Origin of the sequence: Shinella sp. WSD5-1 (genome assembly GCF_963942435.1) — a bacterium.
Lineage (GTDB): Bacteria > Pseudomonadota > Alphaproteobacteria > Rhizobiales > Rhizobiaceae > Shinella > Shinella yambaruensis.
Window position 1 is genome coordinate 3,558,340 of the sequence record NZ_OZ012596.1, and the last position, 21,335, is coordinate 3,579,674.

Annotated in this window: 20 protein-coding genes; 16 read left to right on the forward strand and 4 right to left on the reverse strand. The window is 66.1% G+C overall.

The annotated features are described in order from the left end of the window. Positions 1-123: 123 nt before the first annotated feature. From AABQ55_RS17425 to AABQ55_RS17440, 4 genes are read left to right on the forward strand one after another with little or no spacing between them, the layout of a single operon-like run. The gene (locus tag AABQ55_RS17425; protein WP_272805902.1) at positions 124-1,713 is read left to right on the forward strand and encodes an ABC transporter substrate-binding protein; all 1,590 of its coding nucleotides are present in this window, start codon (positions 124-126) and stop codon (positions 1,711-1,713) included. Next, complete coding sequence (locus AABQ55_RS17430) at positions 1,713-2,822, forward strand: ABC transporter permease (RefSeq protein WP_432343735.1); 1,110 nt, start codon at positions 1,713-1,715, stop codon at positions 2,820-2,822. Before AABQ55_RS17425 ends, AABQ55_RS17430 begins: the two co-directional genes overlap by 1 nt. Continuing rightward, positions 2,819-3,646, forward strand: coding sequence for an ABC transporter permease (locus AABQ55_RS17435; RefSeq protein ID WP_244766852.1), 828 nt, complete (start codon positions 2,819-2,821; stop codon positions 3,644-3,646). Before AABQ55_RS17430 ends, AABQ55_RS17435 begins: the two co-directional genes overlap by 4 nt. Next, positions 3,639-5,270: an ABC transporter ATP-binding protein gene (locus tag AABQ55_RS17440; RefSeq protein WP_272805904.1), complete on the forward strand. Its 1,632-nt coding sequence runs from the start codon at positions 3,639-3,641 to the stop codon at positions 5,268-5,270. Before AABQ55_RS17435 ends, AABQ55_RS17440 begins: the two co-directional genes overlap by 8 nt. Positions 5,271-5,418: 148 nt before the next feature. On the opposite strand, the gene AABQ55_RS17445 is transcribed toward AABQ55_RS17440, so the two are convergent. The 3 genes from AABQ55_RS17445 to AABQ55_RS17455 are packed head-to-tail and all read right to left on the reverse strand — an operon-like array spanning position 5,419 to position 7,093. Beyond that, positions 5,419-5,769, reverse strand: coding sequence for a PAAR domain-containing protein (locus tag AABQ55_RS17445; protein ID WP_272805905.1), 351 nt, complete (start codon positions 5,767-5,769; stop codon positions 5,419-5,421). Further along, complete coding sequence (locus tag AABQ55_RS17450) at positions 5,769-6,185, reverse strand: ACT domain-containing protein (RefSeq protein ID WP_272805906.1); 417 nt, start codon at positions 6,183-6,185, stop codon at positions 5,769-5,771. The genes AABQ55_RS17445 and AABQ55_RS17450 overlap by 1 nt, the downstream gene beginning before the upstream one ends. Then, on the reverse strand, positions 6,182-7,093 hold the full coding sequence (locus tag AABQ55_RS17455) for an alpha/beta hydrolase (protein WP_272805907.1): 912 nt from the start codon (positions 7,091-7,093) through the stop codon (positions 6,182-6,184). The genes AABQ55_RS17450 and AABQ55_RS17455 overlap by 4 nt, the downstream gene beginning before the upstream one ends. A gap of 210 nt (positions 7,094-7,303) precedes the next feature. Between AABQ55_RS17455 and AABQ55_RS17460 the strand changes: the two genes are divergently transcribed. The 11 genes from AABQ55_RS17460 to AABQ55_RS17510 all read left to right on the forward strand — a co-directional run bounded on the left by AABQ55_RS17460 (position 7,304) and on the right by AABQ55_RS17510 (position 20,108). Further along, on the forward strand, positions 7,304-8,212 hold the full coding sequence (locus tag AABQ55_RS17460) for a LysR family transcriptional regulator (RefSeq protein ID WP_133032813.1): 909 nt from the start codon (positions 7,304-7,306) through the stop codon (positions 8,210-8,212). Positions 8,213-9,097: 885 nt separating this feature from the next. Then, on the forward strand, positions 9,098-10,258 hold the full coding sequence (locus AABQ55_RS17465; protein ID WP_272805908.1) for an ABC transporter substrate-binding protein: 1,161 nt from the start codon (positions 9,098-9,100) through the stop codon (positions 10,256-10,258). Positions 10,259-10,508: 250 nt separating this feature from the next. Further along, a complete protein-coding gene (locus tag AABQ55_RS17470; protein WP_272805909.1) occupies positions 10,509-11,504 on the forward strand; it encodes an ABC transporter ATP-binding protein in 996 nt (331 codons plus the stop codon). Continuing rightward, positions 11,501-12,451: an ABC transporter permease gene (locus tag AABQ55_RS17475; RefSeq protein ID WP_272805910.1), complete on the forward strand. Its 951-nt coding sequence runs from the start codon at positions 11,501-11,503 to the stop codon at positions 12,449-12,451. The genes AABQ55_RS17470 and AABQ55_RS17475 overlap by 4 nt, the downstream gene beginning before the upstream one ends. Further along, positions 12,441-13,256 (forward strand): ABC transporter permease, encoded by an 816-nt coding sequence (locus AABQ55_RS17480; protein WP_272805911.1) that lies wholly within the window; start codon positions 12,441-12,443, stop codon positions 13,254-13,256. The genes AABQ55_RS17475 and AABQ55_RS17480 overlap by 11 nt, the downstream gene beginning before the upstream one ends. 114 nt (positions 13,257-13,370) lie before the next feature. After that, positions 13,371-14,798: a gamma-aminobutyraldehyde dehydrogenase gene (locus AABQ55_RS17485; RefSeq protein ID WP_272805912.1), complete on the forward strand. Its 1,428-nt coding sequence runs from the start codon at positions 13,371-13,373 to the stop codon at positions 14,796-14,798. Positions 14,799-15,174: 376 nt separating this feature from the next. Continuing rightward, a complete protein-coding gene (locus tag AABQ55_RS17490) occupies positions 15,175-15,348 on the forward strand; it encodes a DUF1328 domain-containing protein (RefSeq protein WP_244766861.1) in 174 nt (57 codons plus the stop codon). Between the two features lie 142 nt (positions 15,349-15,490). Then, entirely contained in the window at positions 15,491-17,665 is a 2,175-nt protein-coding gene (locus AABQ55_RS17495; protein ID WP_244766862.1) for a TonB-dependent siderophore receptor, read from the forward strand. 100 nt (positions 17,666-17,765) lie between these two features. After that, positions 17,766-18,428, forward strand: coding sequence for a siderophore-iron reductase FhuF (fhuF, locus tag AABQ55_RS17500; protein ID WP_272807488.1), 663 nt, complete (start codon positions 17,766-17,768; stop codon positions 18,426-18,428). Further along, positions 18,425-19,534 (forward strand): ABC transporter substrate-binding protein, encoded by a 1,110-nt coding sequence (locus AABQ55_RS17505; RefSeq protein WP_272805913.1) that lies wholly within the window; start codon positions 18,425-18,427, stop codon positions 19,532-19,534. The genes fhuF and AABQ55_RS17505 overlap by 4 nt, the downstream gene beginning before the upstream one ends. A gap of 58 nt (positions 19,535-19,592) precedes the next feature. Then, positions 19,593-20,108, forward strand: coding sequence for a hypothetical protein (locus tag AABQ55_RS17510; protein ID WP_272805914.1), 516 nt, complete (start codon positions 19,593-19,595; stop codon positions 20,106-20,108). Positions 20,109-20,180: 72 nt separating this feature from the next. Here AABQ55_RS17510 and AABQ55_RS17515 read toward each other — a convergent pair whose 3' ends face one another. Then, positions 20,181-20,765 carry an isochorismatase family protein gene (locus AABQ55_RS17515; RefSeq protein WP_272805915.1) on the reverse strand — a complete coding sequence of 195 codons (585 nt, stop codon included), beginning with the start codon at positions 20,763-20,765 and terminating at the stop codon, positions 20,181-20,183. 109 nt (positions 20,766-20,874) lie between these two features. Here AABQ55_RS17515 and AABQ55_RS17520 point away from each other — a divergent pair, with 109 nt between their 5' ends. After that, entirely contained in the window at positions 20,875-21,318 is a 444-nt protein-coding gene (locus AABQ55_RS17520) for an Lrp/AsnC family transcriptional regulator (RefSeq protein ID WP_272805916.1), read from the forward strand. Positions 21,319-21,335 lie beyond the last annotated feature (17 nt).

A 21,335-nucleotide genomic window follows, 5' to 3' on the forward strand; every position in this document is an offset into this window, starting at 1 on the left:
CGGAAATGCGTTGCCACCGCCATAAAAAGCCGGTTGCAAGGTTGCCTTTGAGGACAAAAACAGAAATCCTGCCAATCATAACGACAAATGCCCACAAATGGGCCAGCGAAAGGGAACAGGGGAATGACTGATTACACCAAATATCTCACCAGCCAGGTCACGCTCGGCAGGATGAACCGCCGCGAGTTCATGGGCCGCGCCGCCGCGTTCGGCATCACGCTCGCCGCCGCCGGCACCCTCTTCGACACCGCGGCCAGGGCGCAGGAACCCAAGCGCGGCGGCAATCTGAAACTGGGCCTGGAAGGCGCCGCCGCGACGGACTCCAAGGATCCGGCCAAGGCGCTCTCCCAGTTCATGTTCGTCGTCGGCCGGAACTGGGGCGACATGCTCGTCGAATCCGAGCCGCTGACCGGCCAGCCCGTGCCGGCGCTCGCCGAATCCTGGGAACCTTCCGCCGACGCCTCGACCTGGACGTTCAACATCCGCAAGGGCGTGAAATTCCATGACGGCAAGGAATTGACCGTCGATGACGTCATCAAGACGCTGCAGCGCCACACCGACGAGAAGTCGGAATCGGGCGCGCTCGGCGTCATGAAGTCGATCAAGGAAATCAAGGCCGACGGCGACAAGCTGGTGCTGGTGCTGACAGAAGGCAACGCCGACCTGCCGCTGCTGCTCACCGACTACCATCTCGTCATCCAGCCGAACGGCGGCCTCGACGATCCGAACGCCATGATCGGCACCGGCCCCTACAAGGTGACGAGCTTCGAGGCGGGCGTGCGCGCCACCTTCGAGCGCAACACGGACGACTGGCGCCAGGACCGCGGCTTCGTCGACACGATCGAGATGATCGCGATGAACGACGCGACGGCCCGCATCGCCGCGCTCTCCTCCGGCCAGGTGCACTATATCAACCGCGTCGATCCGAAGACGGTCGATCTCCTGAAGCGCGCGCCGACCGTGGAAATCCTCTCCACCTCCGGCCGCGGGCACTACGTCTTCATCATGCATTGCAACACGGCGCCGTTCGACAATGTCGATCTGCGCCTGGCGCTGAAATATGCGATGGACCGCGAGACCATGCTGGAGAAGGTGCTCGGCGGCTACGGCAAGGTCGGCAACGACTTCCCGATCAACGAGACCTATGCCCTCTTCCCCGAAGGCATCGAGCAGCGCGCCTACGACCCGGACAAGGCGTCCTTCCACTACAAGAAGTCCGGTCACAGCGGCTCGGTCCTCCTGCGCACGTCGGACGTCGCCTTCCCGGGCGCCGTCGATGCCGCGGTCCTCTACCAGGAAAGCGCCAAGAAGGCCGGCATCGAGATCGAGGTGAAGCGCGAGCCCGGCGACGGCTACTGGTCGAACGTCTGGAACGTCCAGCCCTTCTCCACCTCCTACTGGGGCGGCCGCCCGACGCAGGACCAGATGTATTCCACCGCCTATCTCTCGACGGCGGACTGGAACGACACCCGCTTCCTGCGCGAGGACTTCGACAAGCTGCTGCTCGAGGCCCGCTCGGAACTCGACGAGGCCAAGCGCAAGGACATGTACCGCACCATGGCCATGATGGTGCGTGACGAGGGCGGCCTGATCCTGCCGATGTTCAACGACTTCGTGAACGCCTGCGGCAAGAACGTGAAGGGCTACGTCCACGACATCGGCAACGACATGTCGAACGGATATGTCGCAACCCGCGTGTGGCTCGACGCCTGATGACCGGCAACGGACCGGCGCACGGTCCGGAGCTGACAGCAACGGCGGCTGCGGGCGAAGCCCCGCAGTCTGCCGGCGTTGCCGGGTCGGTTGCGTCCACTGGAGCCCCCGTCGACGAAGGCACGCCTTCGTTCTGGGCGAAACTCAGCAAGAGCAGCCCCCTGGTTGCGCTCATCCTGCAACGCCTCGCGCTCAGCGTGGCCTTGCTCTTCGCCGTGTCCCTGATGATCTTCGGGGGCGTGGAAGCCTTGCCGGGCGATTTCGCGACAACCTATCTCGGCCAGTCCGCAACGCCCCAGGCCATCGAGAACATCCGCAAGGACCTCGGCCTCGACCAGCCGGCCACCACACGCTACTTCAAGTGGCTCGGCGGCGCGATCCAGGGCGATTTCGGCAATTCCTGGGCGTCCAAGAACTCGGTCAGCGAGCAGATCGGCAAGCGCCTCGGCAATTCGCTGTTCCTCGCCTTCTTCGCGGCGATCATCTCGGTGCCGCTCGCGGTCGGCCTCGGCATGCTCGCGGTGCAATACCGCAACCGCATGCCCGACAAGATCATCAACGTCATCTCGCTGGCGGCGATCTCGCTGCCGGAATTCTTCGTCGGCTACCTGCTGATCCTGTTCTTCGCCGTGCAGATGGGCGTCGCGACCTTCCCGGCGACGGTCTACGATTCGATGACGATCGGCCAGCGCCTGTCGGCCATCGCCCTGCCGACCGCCACCCTCGTCCTCGTCGTGCTCGCCCACATGATGCGCATGACGCGGGCGGCGATCCTCAACGTCATGTCCTCGGCCTATGTCGAGACGGCGGAGCTGAAGGGGCTTTCGAGCCTGCGCATCATCGCCAAGCACGCGGCGCCGAACGCCGTCGCGCCGGTCATCAACGTCATCGCGCTCAACCTCGCCTATCTCGTGGTCGGCGTCGTCGTCGTCGAGGTGGTCTTCGTCTATCCCGGCATGGGCCAGTACATGGTCGACGCCGTGACGGTGCGCGACATGCCCGTCGTGCAGGCCTGCGGCCTGATCTTCGCCGCCTTCTACATCTTCCTCAACATGTTCGCCGACATCCTCGCGATCGTCGCGAACCCGAGATTGAGGCATCCGAGATGAGACTTTCCACCATCCCCATCAGCGCATGGGTCGGCATCCTGGGCATCCTGCTCGCCGTCTTCTGCGCCCTCTTCGCCCCGCTCATCGCCCCCTATGGCGAAAGCCAGATCGTCGGCGCCGTCTGGCAGCCGATGGGCGGCGACCATCTGCTCGGCACCGACAATCTCGGCCGCGACCTCTTCTCGCGGCTGATCTTCGGCGCGCGCACCACGATCTTCGTGGCGCTGGCGGCGACCGTGCTCTCCTTCTCGCTCGGCATGCTGCTCTCCTTCACGGCGGCGGTGACGGGCGGGTTCGTCGACCAGGCCTTCTCGCGCTTCAACGACCTGATGATGGCGATCCCGACGCTGATCTTCGCCCTCGTCGTGCTCGCCGTCCTGCCGCAGCAGCTCTGGATCCTCATCCTCGTGATGGCGGTCCTCGACAGTACCCGCGTCTACCGCATCGGCCGTGCCGTCGCGCTCGATGTGGCGGTCATGGAATTCGTGGAGGCGGCAAGGCTGCGCGGCGAAGGCACGGGCTGGATCATCTTCCGGGAGATCCTGCCGAACACGCTCTCGCCGCTGCTCGCCGAATTCGGCCTGCGCTTCGCCTTCTCGATCCTCTTCCTCTCCACCCTCTCGTTCCTCGGCCTCGGCATCCAGCCGCCGGCGGCGGATTGGGGCGGCATGGTGAAGGACAACAAGGACGGCATCATCTTCGGCATTTCCGCAGCCCTCATTCCGGGCGGCGCGATCGCCGGGCTCGCCATCTGCGTCAACCTCGTCGTCGACTGGCTGATGAAACGAACCTCCAGCCTCAAGGGAGGGCGCGGCGATGCCTGATCTTCTTTCCGTCCGCAACCTCAAGATCGAGGCGACCAGCTATCCGCCGGGCGAACCGCCGAAGACCGTGACGCTCGTCGAAGGCGTGAACTTCGACGTGCAAAAGGGCAAGGTGCTCGGCCTCATCGGCGAATCGGGCGCCGGCAAATCGACCATCGGCCTCACCGCGCTCGCCTATGGTCGCGGCGGGGTCCGCATCACCGGCGGCGAGGTCAAGCTCAACGGCGAAGACCTGTTGAAGCTCGGCCCGGCCGGCATCCGCAAGGTGCGCGGCTGCAAGGTCTGCTACGTCGCGCAATCCGCGGCAGCGGCTTTCAACCCCGCCCACCGGCTCGGCGAGCAGGTGATCGAGGCCTCGCTGAAGCACGGCGTCATGAGCCGTGCGGAGGCGGAAAAGCGCGCGCTCTACCTCTTCAAGGTGCTCGGCCTGCCGAACCCGGAAACCTTCGGCCAGCGCTATCCGCACCAGGTCTCGGGCGGCCAGCTCCAGCGCGCCATGACCGCCATGGCGCTCTGCCCGAACCCTGAACTCATCGTCTTCGACGAGCCGACCACCGCGCTCGACGTGACGACGCAGATCGACGTGCTCGCCGCTATCAAGCACGCCATCGAGGAGACCCACACCGCCGCGCTCTACATCACCCACGACCTTGCCGTCGTCGCGCAGATCACGGACGACATCCTCGTGCTCCGGCACGGCAAGATGGTGGAATACGGCTCGGTGAAGCAGATCATCGAGACGCCGACGCAGGACTATACCCGGGCGCTGGTCAACGTGCGCGGCACCAAGCGCGAGGAGGCGCCCGACCAGTCGGACACGCTCCTCAAGGTCGACAACATCACCGCCGGCTATTCCAACGGCTTCAAGGTGCTGCAGAACGTCTCGCTGCACCTGCCGAAGGGCCAGACGCTGGCGGTCGTCGGCGAATCCGGTTCCGGCAAGTCCACCCTCGCCCGCGTCATCACCGGCCTGCTGCCGCCGCAGGAGGGCACGATCAGCTTCGACGGCACGCCTCTGCCGCGGGCGCTGAAGGGCCGGACGAACGACCAGCTCCGCCGCATCCAGATGATCTACCAGATGGCCGACACCGCGATGAACCCGCGCCAGACGGTGCGCGACATCATCGGCCGGCCGCTCACCTTCTACTACGGCCTTCGCGGGGCGAGGAAGACCGAGCGGGTGAAGGAACTGCTGGAGCAGATCGAGATGGGCGGCCGCTTCGCCGACCGTTATCCGGCGGAGCTCTCCGGCGGCCAGAAGCAGCGCGTCGCCATCGCACGGGCGCTGGCGGCCCAGCCGGAGCTCATCCTCTGCGACGAGCCGACCTCCGCGCTCGACCCGCTGGTGGCCGAAGGCATCCTGAAGCTTCTCCTGAAACTCCAGGACGAGACCCACGTCTCCTACATGTTCATCACCCACGACATCGCCATCGTCCGCGCGATTGCCGATTCGGTGGCCGTGATGCACCGCGGCCGCCTCGTGCGCTTCGGCCCGAAATCGAAGGTGCTCTCGCCGCCCTTCGACGACTACACCGACCTGCTTTTGAAATCGGTCCCCGAAATGGAGATCGGCTGGCTGGAGAAGGTGCTGACGACACGCCGCATGGAAAGCGCCGGCAACTGACGGAAGCGGGCGGCCAAGGCCGCCCGTCTGACTTTTGAGAGCTCGCTCCATTCTCCATCGTCATCCTCGGGCTTGACCCGAGGATGACGATGGAGAATGGAGCGAGGTTTAGCAAAACAAGACAGCTCCATGAACTGCATAGCTCCACTCAATTCTGCGTGCAGGCCACATCCCCCAGCCGGCTGGCCGATTCGCCTTCGGCCATCACCGTCTCCTCGCCACGCGCGGTGCAATTGCCCTTCTCGCCGACGCCCGTGCGGAATTTCACCATGGGCTGGCCCTCGATCATGATGCTCGGCACGATCTCGTAGAGTTCCGGCGGGCAGTTCACCACGTCGGAGAGGCGCAGCGCCGGCGCACCGCCGATGAAGACGCTCTTCGAACCGGACATGGCGCAGGATGGAATGGGCTGGGGCGCATCCTCGGCCACGGAAACGGACGGCCCCGCCGCCCCGAGAGCGAAGCCCAGAAAGGCAACCGCAAACCGCAAAGATTTCATCATCTGTCTCCCTTTTCACGCACCGCACGCGACAGCGCACGCAACGTTTCCAATGCCCGTTCGCCATCCCGCTCCGGCACGAATATATGGTCGTGATGGTAGCCGGCAACCACGTTGGCGCTGATCCCCTGCCCCGTCAGCGCCGTCGCGAAGGCCGCCGTCAGCCCCACCGCCTCCAGCGAGGAGTGCACGGTGAGCGTGATCATCCGCATCGGCGGGCTTGCCGCCAGCCCTTCCGCCGCCTCGGCCGGCAGGATCAGCGTCACGCCCTCCGCCTCCCGGAAGAGACCGACCGGCCCGCGAGAAAGATGGCCTTCCAGATCCCCGGCCGGCACGCAGGCATAGACGAAGGCCCCGTCCGCCAGCGCCGGCTCCATCGTCGCCAGCAATGCGTCGAGATCGGTGATCCCGCTCATGGATGCGCCATCCGGCGCACGGCATCGCACAGCGCCGCAAAACCGGCCTTCGCGCCCGCGCTCATGAATCGCGCGCGCAGCCAGGCGTGGATCATCTGCTTCTCCTCGCGAAACTCCACCGCAACACCGGCAAGCGCCAGCCGCGCCGCATAGGCCCGCGCATCGTCGCGCAGCGGATCGAAATGGGCGCCGGTGATGAAGGCGGGCGGCAGGCCGGCAAGGTTTTCCGCCCGCAACGGGAAGGCATGCACGGCCTCCTCCGGCGCCTTGTAGACCTCGCGGTAATAGGCGACGTCGGCGGTCGAAAGACCCGGCGCCTCGGCCATCTCCAGATAGGAGCCGGAGGCAAGGTCGCCGCCGAGGCCCGGATAGACCAGCGCCTGCCCGGCAATGCCCGTCAGCCCCTCGTCGCGCGCCTTCAGCACGATGCCGGCGGCAAGGTTGCCGCCCGCGCTGTCGCCGACCACCACGACCGGGTGGCTTTCCAGGAGAAGCTCGATCAGCACGGCCCAGCAATCGTCGAAAGCGGCGGGCCAGACATGCTCCGGCGACAGGCGGTAATCGACGGACACGAGTTCGGCGCCCGCGGCCTCGGAAAGCTCGGCACAGATCGCATCATGGCTGTCGAGCGAGCCGACGACGAAGCCGCCGCCGTGGATGTAGAAAAGCCGCGTCGCGCTCGTCACCGCCGCCGGGCGATAACGGCGCACCGGGATGCGCCCCGCGATGACACCGTCCTGCTTGATCATGCCCGCCGGCGGCGGCGCGTCGAAGGCGGCGCAGAGCGCATCGTACCAGCCGCGCTGCCGCCCGATATCCGCGTCGACGGCATCGGCGGGATAAAAATCCTCGCAGCGCTTGTGGAAGGCCAGGATGCCCTCCTCGGTCGGCATGGGGCGTTCGGTCATGGCGGCTCCTCGTTGCCGGCGCCGTTCCGGCGTGACGGAATGGGCGCCGGGGCGTGTCCTGTCGCATTGTCCGGTGCCGGAGCGACGCTGCCCCGGCTGGAAATGGCGGGGATCATAGCAGCGCGCACCCCGCGCGCCTGTCCCGTCCGCGGCTTTCCCAAGGAATTTTCGGCGCTTGCCTCGCCCGCGCCGGGCATATTAACTGCCGCCATGGCGTTCACCTTCCGGCAACTGCAATATTTCGTCGCCGTCGCGGAGCAGGGTTCCGTGACGCGCGCGGCGCAAAACCTCTCGATCTCGCAATCCTCGATCACCGAGGCGATCAAGGAGCTCGAATCCGACCTCGGCGTCGAGCTGTTCGAGCGCCATCCGCGCGGCCTCACGACGACGCACAACGGCCACCAGTTCCTGCGCCACGCCACGAAGATCCTCGCGAACGTCTCGGATGCCCGCCGCTCCTTCTCCGACAACCGCACGGCGGAAAAGGGCCAGCTCAATCTCGGCGTCACCTCCCTCGTCGCCGGCTACGTGCTGTCGGACCTGCTCTCGCGCTATCGCCGCGCCTTTCCCGGCATCGAGGTGAGCGCCATCGAGGACAACGGCTCCTATCTGGAACATCTCCTGGTCGGCGGCGAGCTGGACGTCGCCGTCATGGTCATCTCGAACCTGCGCGACCGCATGGCGCTGCAGGCGGAGATCCTCGAAACCTCGCCCTACCGCCTCTGGCTGCCGATCGGCCATCCGCTCGTCTCGGCCGACATCATCTCCGTCAGCGACATCGCCAAGGAGCCGCTGATCATGCTCACGGTCGACGAAATCGAGGAGAACACCGGCAAGCTGCTGACCGCGCTCGGCGCCCGCCCGCATGTCGCCTTCCGCACCCGCTCGGTGGAGGCGGTGCGCAGCCTCGTCGCGACAGGCGCCGGCATCGCGCTCCTGCCCGACCTCGTCTATCGCCCCTGGTCGCTGGAAGGCGACCGCATCGAAAGCCGCGACGTCTCGGGCGCGCTTCCCGTCGTCCAGGTCGGCATGGTCTGGCGCAAGGGCTCCAGCCTGCCGCAAGCGGCAAGAGATTTCGTCGGGCTGGCGGAGGCGCTGCGGAGCGGTCGGGGACGGTAGCGGCGGCATCGAACCTCTTCCTGCGGCTTCATCCCCGCACGCCAGCGCGCCGGGGTTTTGCGGGAGCATTCGGACGTGGCGCTGGAGGCTGCCTCGACTGAATGTTTGTATGCGGCACCGTCCAGCGCCCCGTTCGGCGGTTTTTGCCCGCGACTTCGGCCTCTCTGCGATGGCGGGGTGCGTGGGAACGGTGGCGCGCCCTTCCGGAGAAGGGGTCATGCACGCCCTCAGGATCACGGTGCCGCAGCCACGACTGCCGGTCGGCACCGTCTTCCACTGCGCCATGCGAGCGGGGAAGCCCCCGGACGCCGCATGGTGCAGCCGCCATGTTGTGTGCCACACAGGCACGCCCGGCGACGTGATCGGGGCAAAACGGCGGTCCGGTCCGACGCCCCGCCATTTCCCCCGTTTCGCCGGAGGGAGACCATTTTCCGCGCGCCCGGTGCGTCAAGGTGTGCGTCGCCCCCTCACGCCCCGCGCCGACCCCGCCTCGCCGCAACGCCTTGCGGTGTATCCGCGGCGGGATGGGAGGATTGTAGGCACGGGGTTGAGGGGTGGGGAAAATGCGGGGCGTGTTTTTTGGCGGCGAGGACGTGCGGTGGGGCGTGGATCCTCGGGTCAAGCCCGAGGATGACGGAGAGGAGGAGAGGTTGCCAGCCCCTTTGCCGGTGCGGCATCCGGCTCCCTTGCTTCAGCCCTAATCCTCTCTTCTTTCGTCATCCTCGGGCTTGACCCGAGGATCCACAAGACGCGGCACGCCCTCGCCGCTTTCGGAATTTCCGATACCGACATTCTGATTAATGAATTTGCGAAAGCGGCGAAAGCGCGGCACCTTCTCATCCGGGAACAATACCGCAGACAAGCGGACCAAACCGGGAGACTGTCATGAAGCGACTTCTGCATTCCTGCACCGCGCTTACCCTTTCGCTCGCCTTCGCCACCGCCGCCATCGCCCAGGAGCCGCTGAAGGAGCTCGGGCCCGGCGAGGGCGAAGTCTCCATCGTCGCCTGGGCCGGCTATATCGAGCGCGGCGAGACGGACAAGAACTATGACTGGGTCACCGAATTCGAGAAAAAGACGAGCTGCAAGGTGACGGTGAAGACCGCCGCCACCTCCGATGAAATGGTGGCGCTGATGAACGAGGGCGGCTTCGACCTCGTCACCGCCTCGGGCGACGCTTCGCTCCGCCTCGTCGCGGGCAAGCGCGTGCAGCCGATCAACATCGACCTCATCCCGAGCTGGAAGACCGTCGACGAGCGCCTGCAGAACGCGCCCTGGCACACGGTGAACGGCGTGCACTACGGCACGCCTTATCTGTGGGGCCCCAACGTCCTGATGTACAACACCGAGGCCTTCAAGGACGCGGCGCCGACGAGCTGGAAGGTCGTCTTCGAGGAGATGACGCTGCCGGACGGCAAGTCGAACAAGGGCCGCGTGCAGGCCTATGACGGCCCGATCCACATCGCCGACGCCGCGACCTACCTGATGGCGCACAAGCCGGACCTCGGCATCAAGGACCCCTACGAACTCAACGAGGACCAGTACAAGGCCGCGCTCGACCTGCTTCGCGTCCAGCGCACGCTGGTCGGCCGCTACTGGCACGACGCGATGATCCAGATCGACGACTTCAAGAACGAGGGCGTCGTCGCCTCCGGCTCCTGGCCTTTCCAGGTGAACCTGATGCAGGCGGAAAAGCAGCCGATCGCCTCGACCTTCCCGGAAGAGGGCGTGACGGGCTGGTCGGACACGACCATGCTGCATGCCGAAAGCCAGCATCCGAACTGCGCCTATATGTGGATGGAACATTCGCTTTCCGCCAAGGTGCAGGGCGATGCCGCCGCCTGGTTCGGCGCGGTTCCCTCGGTCCCGGCGGCCTGCAAGGGCAATGCGCTCCTGACCGACGAGGGGTGCTCGACCAACGGTTTCGACAATTTCGAGAAGATCCGCTTCTGGCGCACGCCGGTGACCAAGTGCGAAAGCCAGGGAGAGTGCGTGCCGTATCACCGCTGGGTCTCCGACTATATCGGCGTGATCGGCGGGCGTTGAGGTAAAACGGCGCGGCATACTCCCCGATCTCCCCCCTTGAGGGGGAGATCCCTCTGTCGCCGAAGGCGACAGAGGGGGGTGGCCGCGAAGCGGCAAATGTTACGAAGCGGGCGGGACTACCCCCCTCTGCCCTGCCGGGCATCTCCCCGTCAAGGGGGGAGATCGGATAGACGCGCCGTCTTCCTCCCACGCCACTTTCTGCGATCGGCGCAGTACAGCGCCCATCGCCCAAGACAAACCGGAGTCCCCCATGACCGCCGTCCTGTTCCAGCAAGTCTCCCGCCATTTCGGCGCCGTGCGTGCCGTCGACAGCGTGGATCTCGCCATCGCCGAGGGCGAATTCTTCGCGATGCTGGGACCGTCCGGCTCCGGCAAGACGACGTGCCTGCGCCTGATGGCCGGCTTCGAGCAGCCGACGTCGGGCCATATCGAGATCTTCGGCGAGACGGCGGAGGGCGTGCCGCCCTACCGGCGCAACGTCAACACGGTGTTCCAGGACTACGCCCTCTTCCCGCATCTCTCGATCCTCGAGAACGTCGCCTACGGGCTGATGGTCAAGGGCGTCGGCAAGGCCGAGCGGCTGAAGGCGGCCGAGGAGGCGCTTGCCATGGTGAAGCTGCCCGGCTACGGCGCGCGCCGGCCCGGCCAGCTCTCCGGCGGCCAGCGCCAGCGCGTGGCGCTCGCCCGGGCGCTGGTCAACCGGCCCCGCGTGCTCCTCCTTGATGAACCCCTCGGCGCGCTCGACCTCAAGCTGCGCGAGCAGATGCAGGAGGAACTGAAATCCCTGCAGAAATCGCTCGGCATCACCTTCGTCTTCGTCACCCACGACCAGGGCGAGGCGCTGTCGATGGCCGACCGCATCGCCGTGTTCAGCGATGGCAGGATCCAGCAGCTCGGCACGCCGGAAGAGGTCTACAAGCGGCCGAAAACGCGCTTCGTCGCCGATTTCGTCGGCTCGTCCAACGTGCTGCCGCCGGATTTCGTCCGTACCCTCGGCTTCGGCGACAGCTATGCCAGCCTGAGGCCGGAGGCGATCACGCTCGGGGATGGCCCGGGCCGCAAGAATTTCGCCGGCCGCGTCGTCGCGACCAGTTTCCTCGGCGCGGCGAACCGCGTGACGGTCGAGGCCGCGGGCGCGCGCGTCGCGGCCATGACACCGGCCTCCATCGCCCCGCCGGCGCTCGGCGAAACGGTCACCCTCTCCTTCCTGCCGCAGGACCTGCACCCGATGGACGGTGCCCGATGAGCATCGTCGCCGACACCTCCATCCTCGCGCGCCGCGAAGGCACCTCCGGGCGGCTTTCCGATTTCTTCTGGCGCAACCCGAAGATCCTGCTGCTCCTGATGCTGACGCCGCCGCTGCTCTGGCTCGGCATCATCTATCTCGGCTCGCTCTTTGCGCTTCTCCTGCAGAGCTTCTTCTCGATCGACGACTTTTCCGGGCTGATCAACTACGAGTTCACGCTCGCCACCTACCGGCAGCTGCTCATCCCGTCGAATTTCGACATCATCCTGCGCACCATGCTGATGGCCGCGCTGGTGACGCTCGCCTCCGCCGCCATCGCCTTCCCGATCGCCTATTACGCGGCGCGCTATGCCAAGGGAAAATGGAAGGTCGTCTTCTATCTCGGCGTCATGCTGCCGCTGTGGTCGAGCTATCTCGTCAAGGTCTATGCCTGGAAGCTGATCCTCGCCAAGGAAGGCATCGTCACCTGGGCCTTCGCCAAGCTCCGCCTTTCCTGGCTGCTCGATGCGTGGCTTTCGCTGCCCGTGGTCGGCGGCTCGTCGCTGTCGATCAGCTATACCGGCACCTTCATCGTCTTCATCTATGTCTGGATGCCCTTCATGATCCTGCCGATCCAGGCGGCGCTGGAGCGCGTGCCCGGCAACCTGATCGAGGCCTCCGCCGATCTCGGCGGCCACCCGGCGCAGACCTTCCGCCACGTGCTCTTCCCGCTCGCCCTGCCCGGCATCATCGCCGGCTCGATCTTCACCTTCTCGCTGACGCTGGGCGACTACATCATCCCGCAGATCATCGGCTCGTCGCGGCTCTTCATCGGCCAGGCGGTCTATGCCCAGCAGGGCACGGCCGGCAACATCCCGCTCGCCGCCGCCTTCTCCGTCGTGCCGATCGTCATCATGGGCCTCTATTTGTGGATGGCCAAGCGACAGGGGGCCTTCGATGCGCTCTGACAGAAACACCACCGCTCCCCTCGGCCTCAAGATCGCCGCAGGCCTCGGCCTCGCCTTCCTGCACCTGCCGATCCTGCTCATCTTCCTCTACGCCTTCACGACGGAGGAGAAGAGCTACCAGTTCCCGCCGCCGGGCTATACGCTCAAATGGTTCGCGGTCACCTGGAACCGGCCGGACGTCTGGGAGGCGATGGGGCTTTCCGTGCGCGTCGCGTCCATCTCCACCGCCGTCGCCCTCGTGCTCGGCACACTGTGCGCCGCCGCCGTTTCCCGTACGAAATTCTTCGGCCGGGAGACGATCTCGCTGCTCGTCATCCTGCCGATCGCCCTTCCCGGCATCATCACCGGCATCGCGCTGCGCTCGGCCTTCTCGTTCGCGGAGATCCCCTTCTCCTTCTGGACGATCGTGCTCGGCCACGCCACCTTCTGCGTCGTGGTCGTCTACAACAATGCCGTCGCCCGCTTCCGCCGCGTCTCGGGCTCGCTGATCGAGGCCTCGATGGACCTCGGCGCCGACAGCTTCCAGACCTTCCGCTATGTCATCCTGCCGAACATCGGCACGGCCCTGCTTGCCGGCGGCATGCTCGCCTTCGCGCTGTCCTTCGACGAGGTGATCGTGACCACCTTCACCGCCGGCCAGCAATCGACCCTGCCGATCTGGATGCTGGAGGAACTGGTGCGCCCGCGCCAGCGCCCGGTGACCAATGTCGTCGCCATGGTCGTGGTGCTCGTCACCTTCCTGCCGATCCTCGGCGCCTACTACCTCACCCGCGATGGCGACCAGGTCGCAGGCGCCGGAAAATGAACATGAGCGAACAGGGAGTAGCGAATAGCGAATAGGGTTCCCTGACGGTGAAGTTGCCACCCCTGTTCGCTACTCGCTATTCGCCATTCGCTCCTCAACAACGGAGAACACGCCATGGACACCCAGATGCTGATCGGCTCGCGCTTCGAAGCCGGAACCGAGGTCGAGGAGCACATCCTGAACCCGAAGACCGGCGCGAAGATCGTCGACCTGCCGGAGGCCTCCCATGCGCAGATCGACGCGGCGGTCGACGCCGCCGAAAAGGCCTTCGTCTCCTGGGCGACCACCACGCCCGCGGAACGCTCCGGCTATCTCCTGAAGATCGCCGACGCGATCGAGAAGGACGCCGATGCCTTCGCGGCTCTCGAAGCGCTCAATTGCGGCAAGCCGATCAACGCCGCCCGCAATGACGAGCTGCCGGCCATCGTCGACTGCTGGCGCTTCTTCGCCGGCGCCATCCGCTCGCTGAGCGCCCCGGTCGCCGCCGAATACCTGCCCGGCTTCACCTCGATGGTGCGCCGCGATCCCATCGGCATCGTCGGCTCGATCGCGCCGTGGAACTATCCGCTGATGATGATGGCCTGGAAGCTGGCGCCGGCGATTGCCGGGGGCAACACCGTCGTCTTCAAGCCTTCCGAGCAGACGCCGCTGACGGCGCTGAAGATGGCGAAGCTTTTGGCCGACATCCTGCCGGAAGGCGTGGTCAACATCGTGCTCGGGCGCGGCGAGACGGTCGGCAATGCGCTGATCAACCATCCGAAGATCAACATGGTCTCGATCACCGGCGATGTGGCGACCGGCAAGAAGGTGCTGGCGGCGGCGGCGAAGACCGTCAAGCGCACCCATCTGGAACTCGGCGGCAAGGCCCCGGTCGTCGTCTTCGACGATGCGGATCTGGACGCCGTCGTCTCGGGCATCCGCGCCTTCGGCTACTACAATGCCGGCCAGGACTGCACGGCCGCCTGCCGCATCTACGCCGAGGACGGCATCTACGAGAAGCTGGTCGCCGACCTCTCGGCCGCCGTCTCCACCATCAAGTACAACGACCCCGACGACACGCTGAACGAGATCGGCCCGCTGATCTCCAAGCGCCAGCGCGACCGGGTGGCAAGCTTCGTCGAGCGCGCCGCCGAGGTGAAGCACATCGAGATCACCACGGGCGGCCGCGCCGGCAGCGACGACGGCTACTTCTTCCAGCCGACGGTGGTGGCCGGCGCCACGCAGGACGACGAGATCGTGCGCCGCGAAGTGTTCGGCCCCGTCGTCTCCGTCACCCGCTTCTCCGAGGCGGACCAGGCCATCGCCTGGGCCAACGACAGCGACTACGGCCTCGCCTCCTCCGTCTGGACGAAGGACATCGGCAAGGCGATGAAGGCCGCCGCCCGCCTGCAATATGGCTGCACCTGGATCAACACGCACTTCATGCTGACGACGGAAATGCCGCATGGCGGCGTCAAGCAGTCGGGCTACGGCAAGGACATGTCGATCTACGCGCTGGAGGATTATACCGCCGTGCGCCATGTGATGGTCAGCCACGGCTGACCATGGGGCTGCCCCCTCTACCGTGCCGGGCAGCTCCCCACGAGGGCGGGCAATCGCAGATGGACTGCAATCGTCGCCGCGACTCCCTTCTCCCCCGCGGGGAGAAGGTGCCGGCAGGCGGATGAGGGGGAGGATCGGAGGCGTAAACGATCCGTCAGAGCCACCCCCTCATCCGACCCTTCGGGCCACCTTCTCCCCGCAGGGGAGAAGGGGATGCGGCATCGTCCTGCCCCATAGGCGATTGCCCGGCCCTCTGGGGGAGATGCCTGGCAGGCAGAGGAGTGCCCGCCTTTTGGGTACGGACGGGTGCCGGCTCCTTCCGGGAACATTTTCAGCCCTAACGCGTCTTTACTCCGACACAATCGGAGGCATCGCCATGCTGAAATGGGCACTCATCTTTCTCGTCATCTCGCTGATCGCCGGCTTTCTCGGCTTCTCCGGCGTCTCCGCCGCAACAGCGACGATCGCCAAGGTGCTCTTCGCCATCGCCCTCGTCATCTTCCTGATTTTCCTTGTGCTTGCACTGATGGCCGGTAGTCTCGCCTTCTGAGTGCAGACCGTCCACAGCCTGTGTTGCTTCCCGGCAACACAGGCTAAATCCTGATGTTTCTAGTCATATAATTCGTTGCAGCAGATGAAATCCTGATAAAAACGGTCACGTTATCGATCCGCTTCCTCAGAAAGTCACCTGCATGCACACGTCCTCCCGCACGATGTTCCGCCTGGCGCTCGCCGGCACGTCCCTCCTCACGCTCGCCTCGGTCGCCCTTGCGCAGGACCAGGGGACGACGACGGCGGGCGGCGCGACCGTGCTCGAGGACATCGTCGTCGACGGCGGCAGCGGCGGCGTCATCACGGCGGACGGCTATGTCGGCAAGAGCAGCGCGACGGGCGCCAAGGTCGACACGCCCTTCATCCAGACGCCGCAGTCGATCTCCTCGGTCACGCAGCAGCAGCTGGAAGACCGCAACCCGCAGACCCTGCTCGACACGCTCGCCTATACGCCCGGCACCCGTATCGGCGGCTACGGCTTCGACCCGCGCTTCGACTCGTTTACCGTGCGCGGCTTCGACGTGACCTATACGGGCGTCTTCCGCGACAACCTGCGCCAGCCGGGCGCCGGCTCCTCGCTGTTCAAGACGGAACCCTATGGCCTGGAAGGCGTCTCGATCCTGCGCGGCCCGTCTTCCGCGCTCTACGGTGCCTCCGGCGCCGGCGGCCTCTACAACCTCATCAGCAAGCGCCCGACGGAAGAGGCGCTGCGCGAGATCCAGCTGCAATATGGCAGCCACGACCGCTACCAGGGCCAGTTCGACCTTTCCGGCCCGATCAACGAGGAAGATCCGGTCTACTATCGCCTGACCGGCCTGCTGCGCAGCGCCGATACCGAGCAGGTCGGCGTTCCCGACGACCGCGCCTACATCGCGCCGGCCTTCACCTGGAAGCCGGACGAGGACACCAAGCTGACCATCCTCGGCGAATATTCCCGCACCAAGACGGGCGGCACGGCGGCCTATTACTACGATCCGATCACCGGCAAGGTCAGCGACTTCTTCGCCGGCAACCCGGCCTTCAACGATTCCGTGCAGAACCAGGGCCGCATCGGCTACGAGTTCGAGCATCGCCTGAACGAGGTCTTTACCTTCCGCCAGAACGCCCGCGCCTCCTGGCTCAACATCGACGCCGACTGGGCCTTCGCCTACCAGCCGAACGCCGCCGACCCGACGCTGCTCGACAGCAGCGCCGGCTCGTTCGAAGAGTGGATGAACACCTATACGATCGACAACCAGCTCGAAGCGAAGTTCGAGACCGGCGCGCTGGAACACACGCTCCTGACCGGCATCGACTTCACCAAGATCTACTGGAAGTCGCTGAACGGCTACGGCGTGACGCCGCCGCTCGACACCACCGACCCGACGCGCGGCCGCCCGACGGACCCGATCGGCTTCCAGACCAAGAGCGTGCAGGACCAGTTCATCACCGGCATCTACCTGCAGGACCAGATCCGCTACGACGCGCTGACCTTCACGCTCGGCGGCCGCTACGACTGGGTCTCGACCGACACCGACAACACGGACCTCGCCTCCGGCGCGCTCGACACGATCAACCAGAGCGACCGCGCCTTCACCTGGCGCGCCGGCGTGACCTACGAAACCGAATGGGGCATCACCCCCTATGCCAGCTACTCGACGGCATTCTCGCCGAATGCCGGCGTGAACCTTGCCACCGGCAACCCGTTCAAGCCGACCGAGAGCGAACAGCAGGAAGTGGGCGTGAAGTACCTGCTGCCCGACAGCAACACGCTGCTGACCGCCGCGCTCTTCAACATCGACCAGACCAACGGCCTCTACTACGAGGTCGTCGACCTGCCGACCGGCCCGGCCAACATTCAGGTCCAGCGCGGCAAGCTGCGCTCGCGCGGCGTCGAGCTTGAAGCCTCCACCAGCCTCGACAACGGCCTGTCGCTGATCGCCTCCTATACCTATACCCAGGCGAAGATCATCGACGGCCCGGCCGGCACCGTCAACAACGACGTCTCCTCCGTGCCGCGCCACATGGCCTCGCTCTGGGCGCACTACACCATGCCGGAAGACGGCGCGCTGGCCGGCCTCGGCTTCGGCGCGGGCGTCCGCTTCACCGGCGAAAGCTACGGCGACGACGCCAACAGCATGAAGAACAAGGCGCGCGCCTTCGTCGATGCGTCGATCGACTACGACTTCGCCGCCATCGACAAGGACTTCGCCGGCCTGAAGCTGCAGGTCAACGCGACGAACCTCTTCGACCGCCAGGATGCCGTCTGCTCGGCCGGCTTCTGCTACCGAGACCAGGGCCGCACGGTCATCGGCAGCCTGAAATATTCCTGGTAAGCGCTTGACGGCGCCGTCCACCCACGATGGCGAGACCGCTTTCAGGCCGGACGGCCTGAAGGCGGTCTTTACCGGTGAGCACGCCTGGTGCGGCGAGAAGATGATGCTGTCTTCGGATCTCGACGGCGCCGTGCCGCTCGCCGACTTCCTCGCCGGGAACGGTTTTGCCGAGACGCTCGACCGCTATGCGGCAGGCCATGGCGACGTCGATCGCCGCGCCGCCGCCTCCTTCTGGTCGCTCTACTATTTCTCCGCGCTGACCATCCCCTATGTCGTGGCCCGCCGGGCCGAGATGACGCTGCCCGTCGCCGTCGAGGAGATGACCATCGCCATCGGCGAGGACGGCCTGCCGCGCGCCTTCGGCCTGCCGCACGAGGGCGACTGGAGCGAGGGCGACGACCTCGTCGACTTCGTCACGCCGCTGGTGGACTGCCACCTCTCCCGCGTCGTCGCCCTGTTCAGGGAGAAGACCGGTATCGCGCCGAAACTCGCCTGGAACAACGCCGCCGTCTATATCGACTATGCCTTCAACGCGACGGACCGTTCGCCGCCCGCGGGCGACGACCACTGGCCGTCCCGCCCCCTCTTCGATTGCCCGCGGCTGGCCGATGGCAGCCGCAATCCCTTCCATGGATGCCTGCGCCACGAGCTGGAAGCGGGCGCCGTCCACTGTCGCCGCAAGGTCTGCTGCCTGCGCTACATGCTGCCCGGCATTCCGGGCTGCGGCGAGCTGTGCGCCCTGCCGGAGCTGAGAAAACAATGACCCTGCGCCTTTCCGCCTTCATCGCCGCCGCCTTCCTGCTCCTGGGCGCGCTCGCCGCCCGCGCCGAGGTGGCCTATCCGCTGACCGTCAAGGACGCCTTGGGCCGCGAGATCACCATTCCCGCCGAACCGAAGGCGGTGCTGCTCGGCAGCGGCTTCAACCTGGTCGCGCTCTCGCTGGTTCATCCCGACCCGGTCGGCATCCTGGCCGGCTGGGCGAGCGACATGAAGGGCGACAATCCGGAGATCTATGCCCGCTTCAAGGACAGGTTCCCGAAGATCGAGGACGTGCCGATCATCGGCGACGGCATCACCGTCTCGTTCGAGGCCGCGCTCTCGCTGCAGGCGGATCTGGCCATCCTCGCCAACTGGCAGGCCGACACGGACCTCGGCAAGCAGGCGATCGACTATCTGGAGAGAAGCGGCGTCCCCGTCGTCGTGGTCGATTTCAACAGCGACGCGCTGAACAACACCGCGGACAACATGCGCCTCCTCGGCAAGGTGCTGAACCGGGAGGAGCAGGCGAACGCCTTCGCCGATTTCTACGAGGAACGGGTCAAGCGCATCCGCGACCGGGTGGCCGCGCACAAGGAGCCCGGCCCGACCGTGCTGATGGATGCCTTCCCGAACCCGGAAAAGTGCTGCTACGCCTACGGCACCGGCGGGCTCGGCGCCTTCATCGCCATCACCGGCAGCCGCAACATCGCCGAAAGCCTGCCGGCGCAGGGCGGCATCGTCAGCTCGGAATTCATCGTCGCGGCCGATCCCGACGTCTATATCGCAACCGCCTCGCCGGGCGGCACCTACAGCACCTTCTCGGTCGGCCCCGGCGTTGCGCCGGAGGAGGCACGCGAGACATTGGCGCGCGCCGTTTCCGGCCCGTTCCTCAAGAACCTCAAGGCGGTGAAGGAGGAGCGCGTGCACGGCCTGTGGAATTTCTTCAACGCCGTGCCGCTGAACATCCTCGCCGCCGAAGCCTTCGCCCAATGGCTGCGCCCCGACATTTTCGCCGACATCGACCCGGACGCGACGCTGAAGGAAATCAACACGCGCTTCGCCGCCGTGCCCTTCGACGGCGCCTATTGGATCAGTCTCAAGGCAAAGTGAGGGGACCGGCCTTCCGGTCCCTTCTTCCGCAGGCTATACCATGCCCAGGAGGACCTGAATGATCTGGGCATTCGCAGTCGCGGCAGCGGCCATACTCTATCTCGCACTGCGCTTCCGGCGCTTCCAAAGCTGGGTCGAACCCGTCCTCACCATCGTGGTGGCCATCGGCCTTGCAAGCGCGCTTCTCATCTGGTTCGTCGAGGATCGCACGCCCTCCGGCACCGCCGCCACACCGAACGCCACCGTCCAGGCGCTCTCCGCGGACGGGGTGGAACTATCCGAGATGCAGGCCGGCGCCGGCCAGACGAAGACGAGCTTTCGCGTGACCGGCCGCATCGCCAACAAGGGCAGCCAGCCGATGCAGTCCTTCCGCCTCGATGTCGTGCTGTCCGATTGCCCCAGCGGCACCTGCCGCGAGGTCGGCCGCGACAGCGCGCTGATCGTGCTGCGCGTGCTGCCGGGTGAAAGCCAGCCCTTCTCCACCTTCGCCGTCTTCCCCGGCATAGACCTCAACCCCGTCACCGCCCCCGAATGGGATTTCGGCGTGCGCGAGGTGAGGGCCGCGACCCGCTAAAGCATTTCCGCTTTTCTTCGAATCGCGAAAACGCTCTATCTGTTTGTTTACGCAATTCCGGACGCAAAACCGCTACGCACTTTTGCTGGAATTGCTCCAGAGGCCAGCCACGATCTCTGCCGTTCGCAGCACCGTCGCGAATTCGTGGCGCAGCGTCGCGACATGGGCGCGGTGCACGTCGCGGGCGGCGATCGTCCCGCCCTCCCCGTCCGGCAGGTCGAAGCAGTCGCAGGCGTCCTCGATGAGGACCACCCTGTAGCCGAGGTTCGCCCCGACGCGCACGCTGGTCGACACGCACATATCCGTGGACACGCCGAACAGCACGACCGTATCGGCCCCAAGACGGCGCAGGCGCAGGTCGAGATCCGTGCCGATGAAGGCGGCGTTGACGCTCTTCGTCACCAGCGGCTCGCCTTCCCGCGGCGCAAAGCCCGGGCGGAACGCGTTGCCCGGCACCTCCGGCCGCAGGGTGGAGCCGGGCTCGACGCTGTCGTGCCGCACATGGATGATCGGCCGCCGCGCGGCCCGCCAGGCGGCAAGGAGCGCAAGGCCGTTCTCGTCCAGCCTTTCGTTCCAGCGCCGCGGCCAGGGCGCGGCGTCGAAGGCCTGCTGCATGTCGATCGGGATCAGGACGGCGTTTTCCGGCAGGGTCGGCATCGGTCTCTCCTTGAAGCGATGGCCGACGAATAGTTGCTTTTCCGTCCGGTTTCGCGCAGCAAGAAGGCAGCGCGCCGGACGTTCATCCGGCAACGGGGAGATTTTCCGGATGAACGAACTGGACGACAAGGACAGGCTGCTGCTCGCCGCGCTCCGCGCCGATGCCCGGCAGAGCCTGGTGGAGCTTGCGCGCCATGCGGGGCTGTCGCGGAGCGCCGTGCACGAGCGCATCCGGCGGCTGGAGGCGAGAGGCGTGATCGCGGGTTATACGGTCAAGCTCGGCATCGACCGGGAACGGCCGGGCGTCGAGGCGCTGATCGCCGTCAGCTTCCAGCAGGGCCGCAACTGCGATCACATCGTGCCGCATCTCACCGGCATTCCGAACGTCGTGACCTGCTGGTCGCTCGCCGGGCCGACGGACCTGATGCTGCTCGTCGAATGCGCCTCGAACGGCGAGCTCGACACCGTGCGCCGCCAGATCGCCACGACGCCGGGCATCGCGAGCGTGCAGACGCATGTGTCGCTGCGCACCCATTTCGATCGACGGAGCTGACTTTCAGCCGAAAGGCG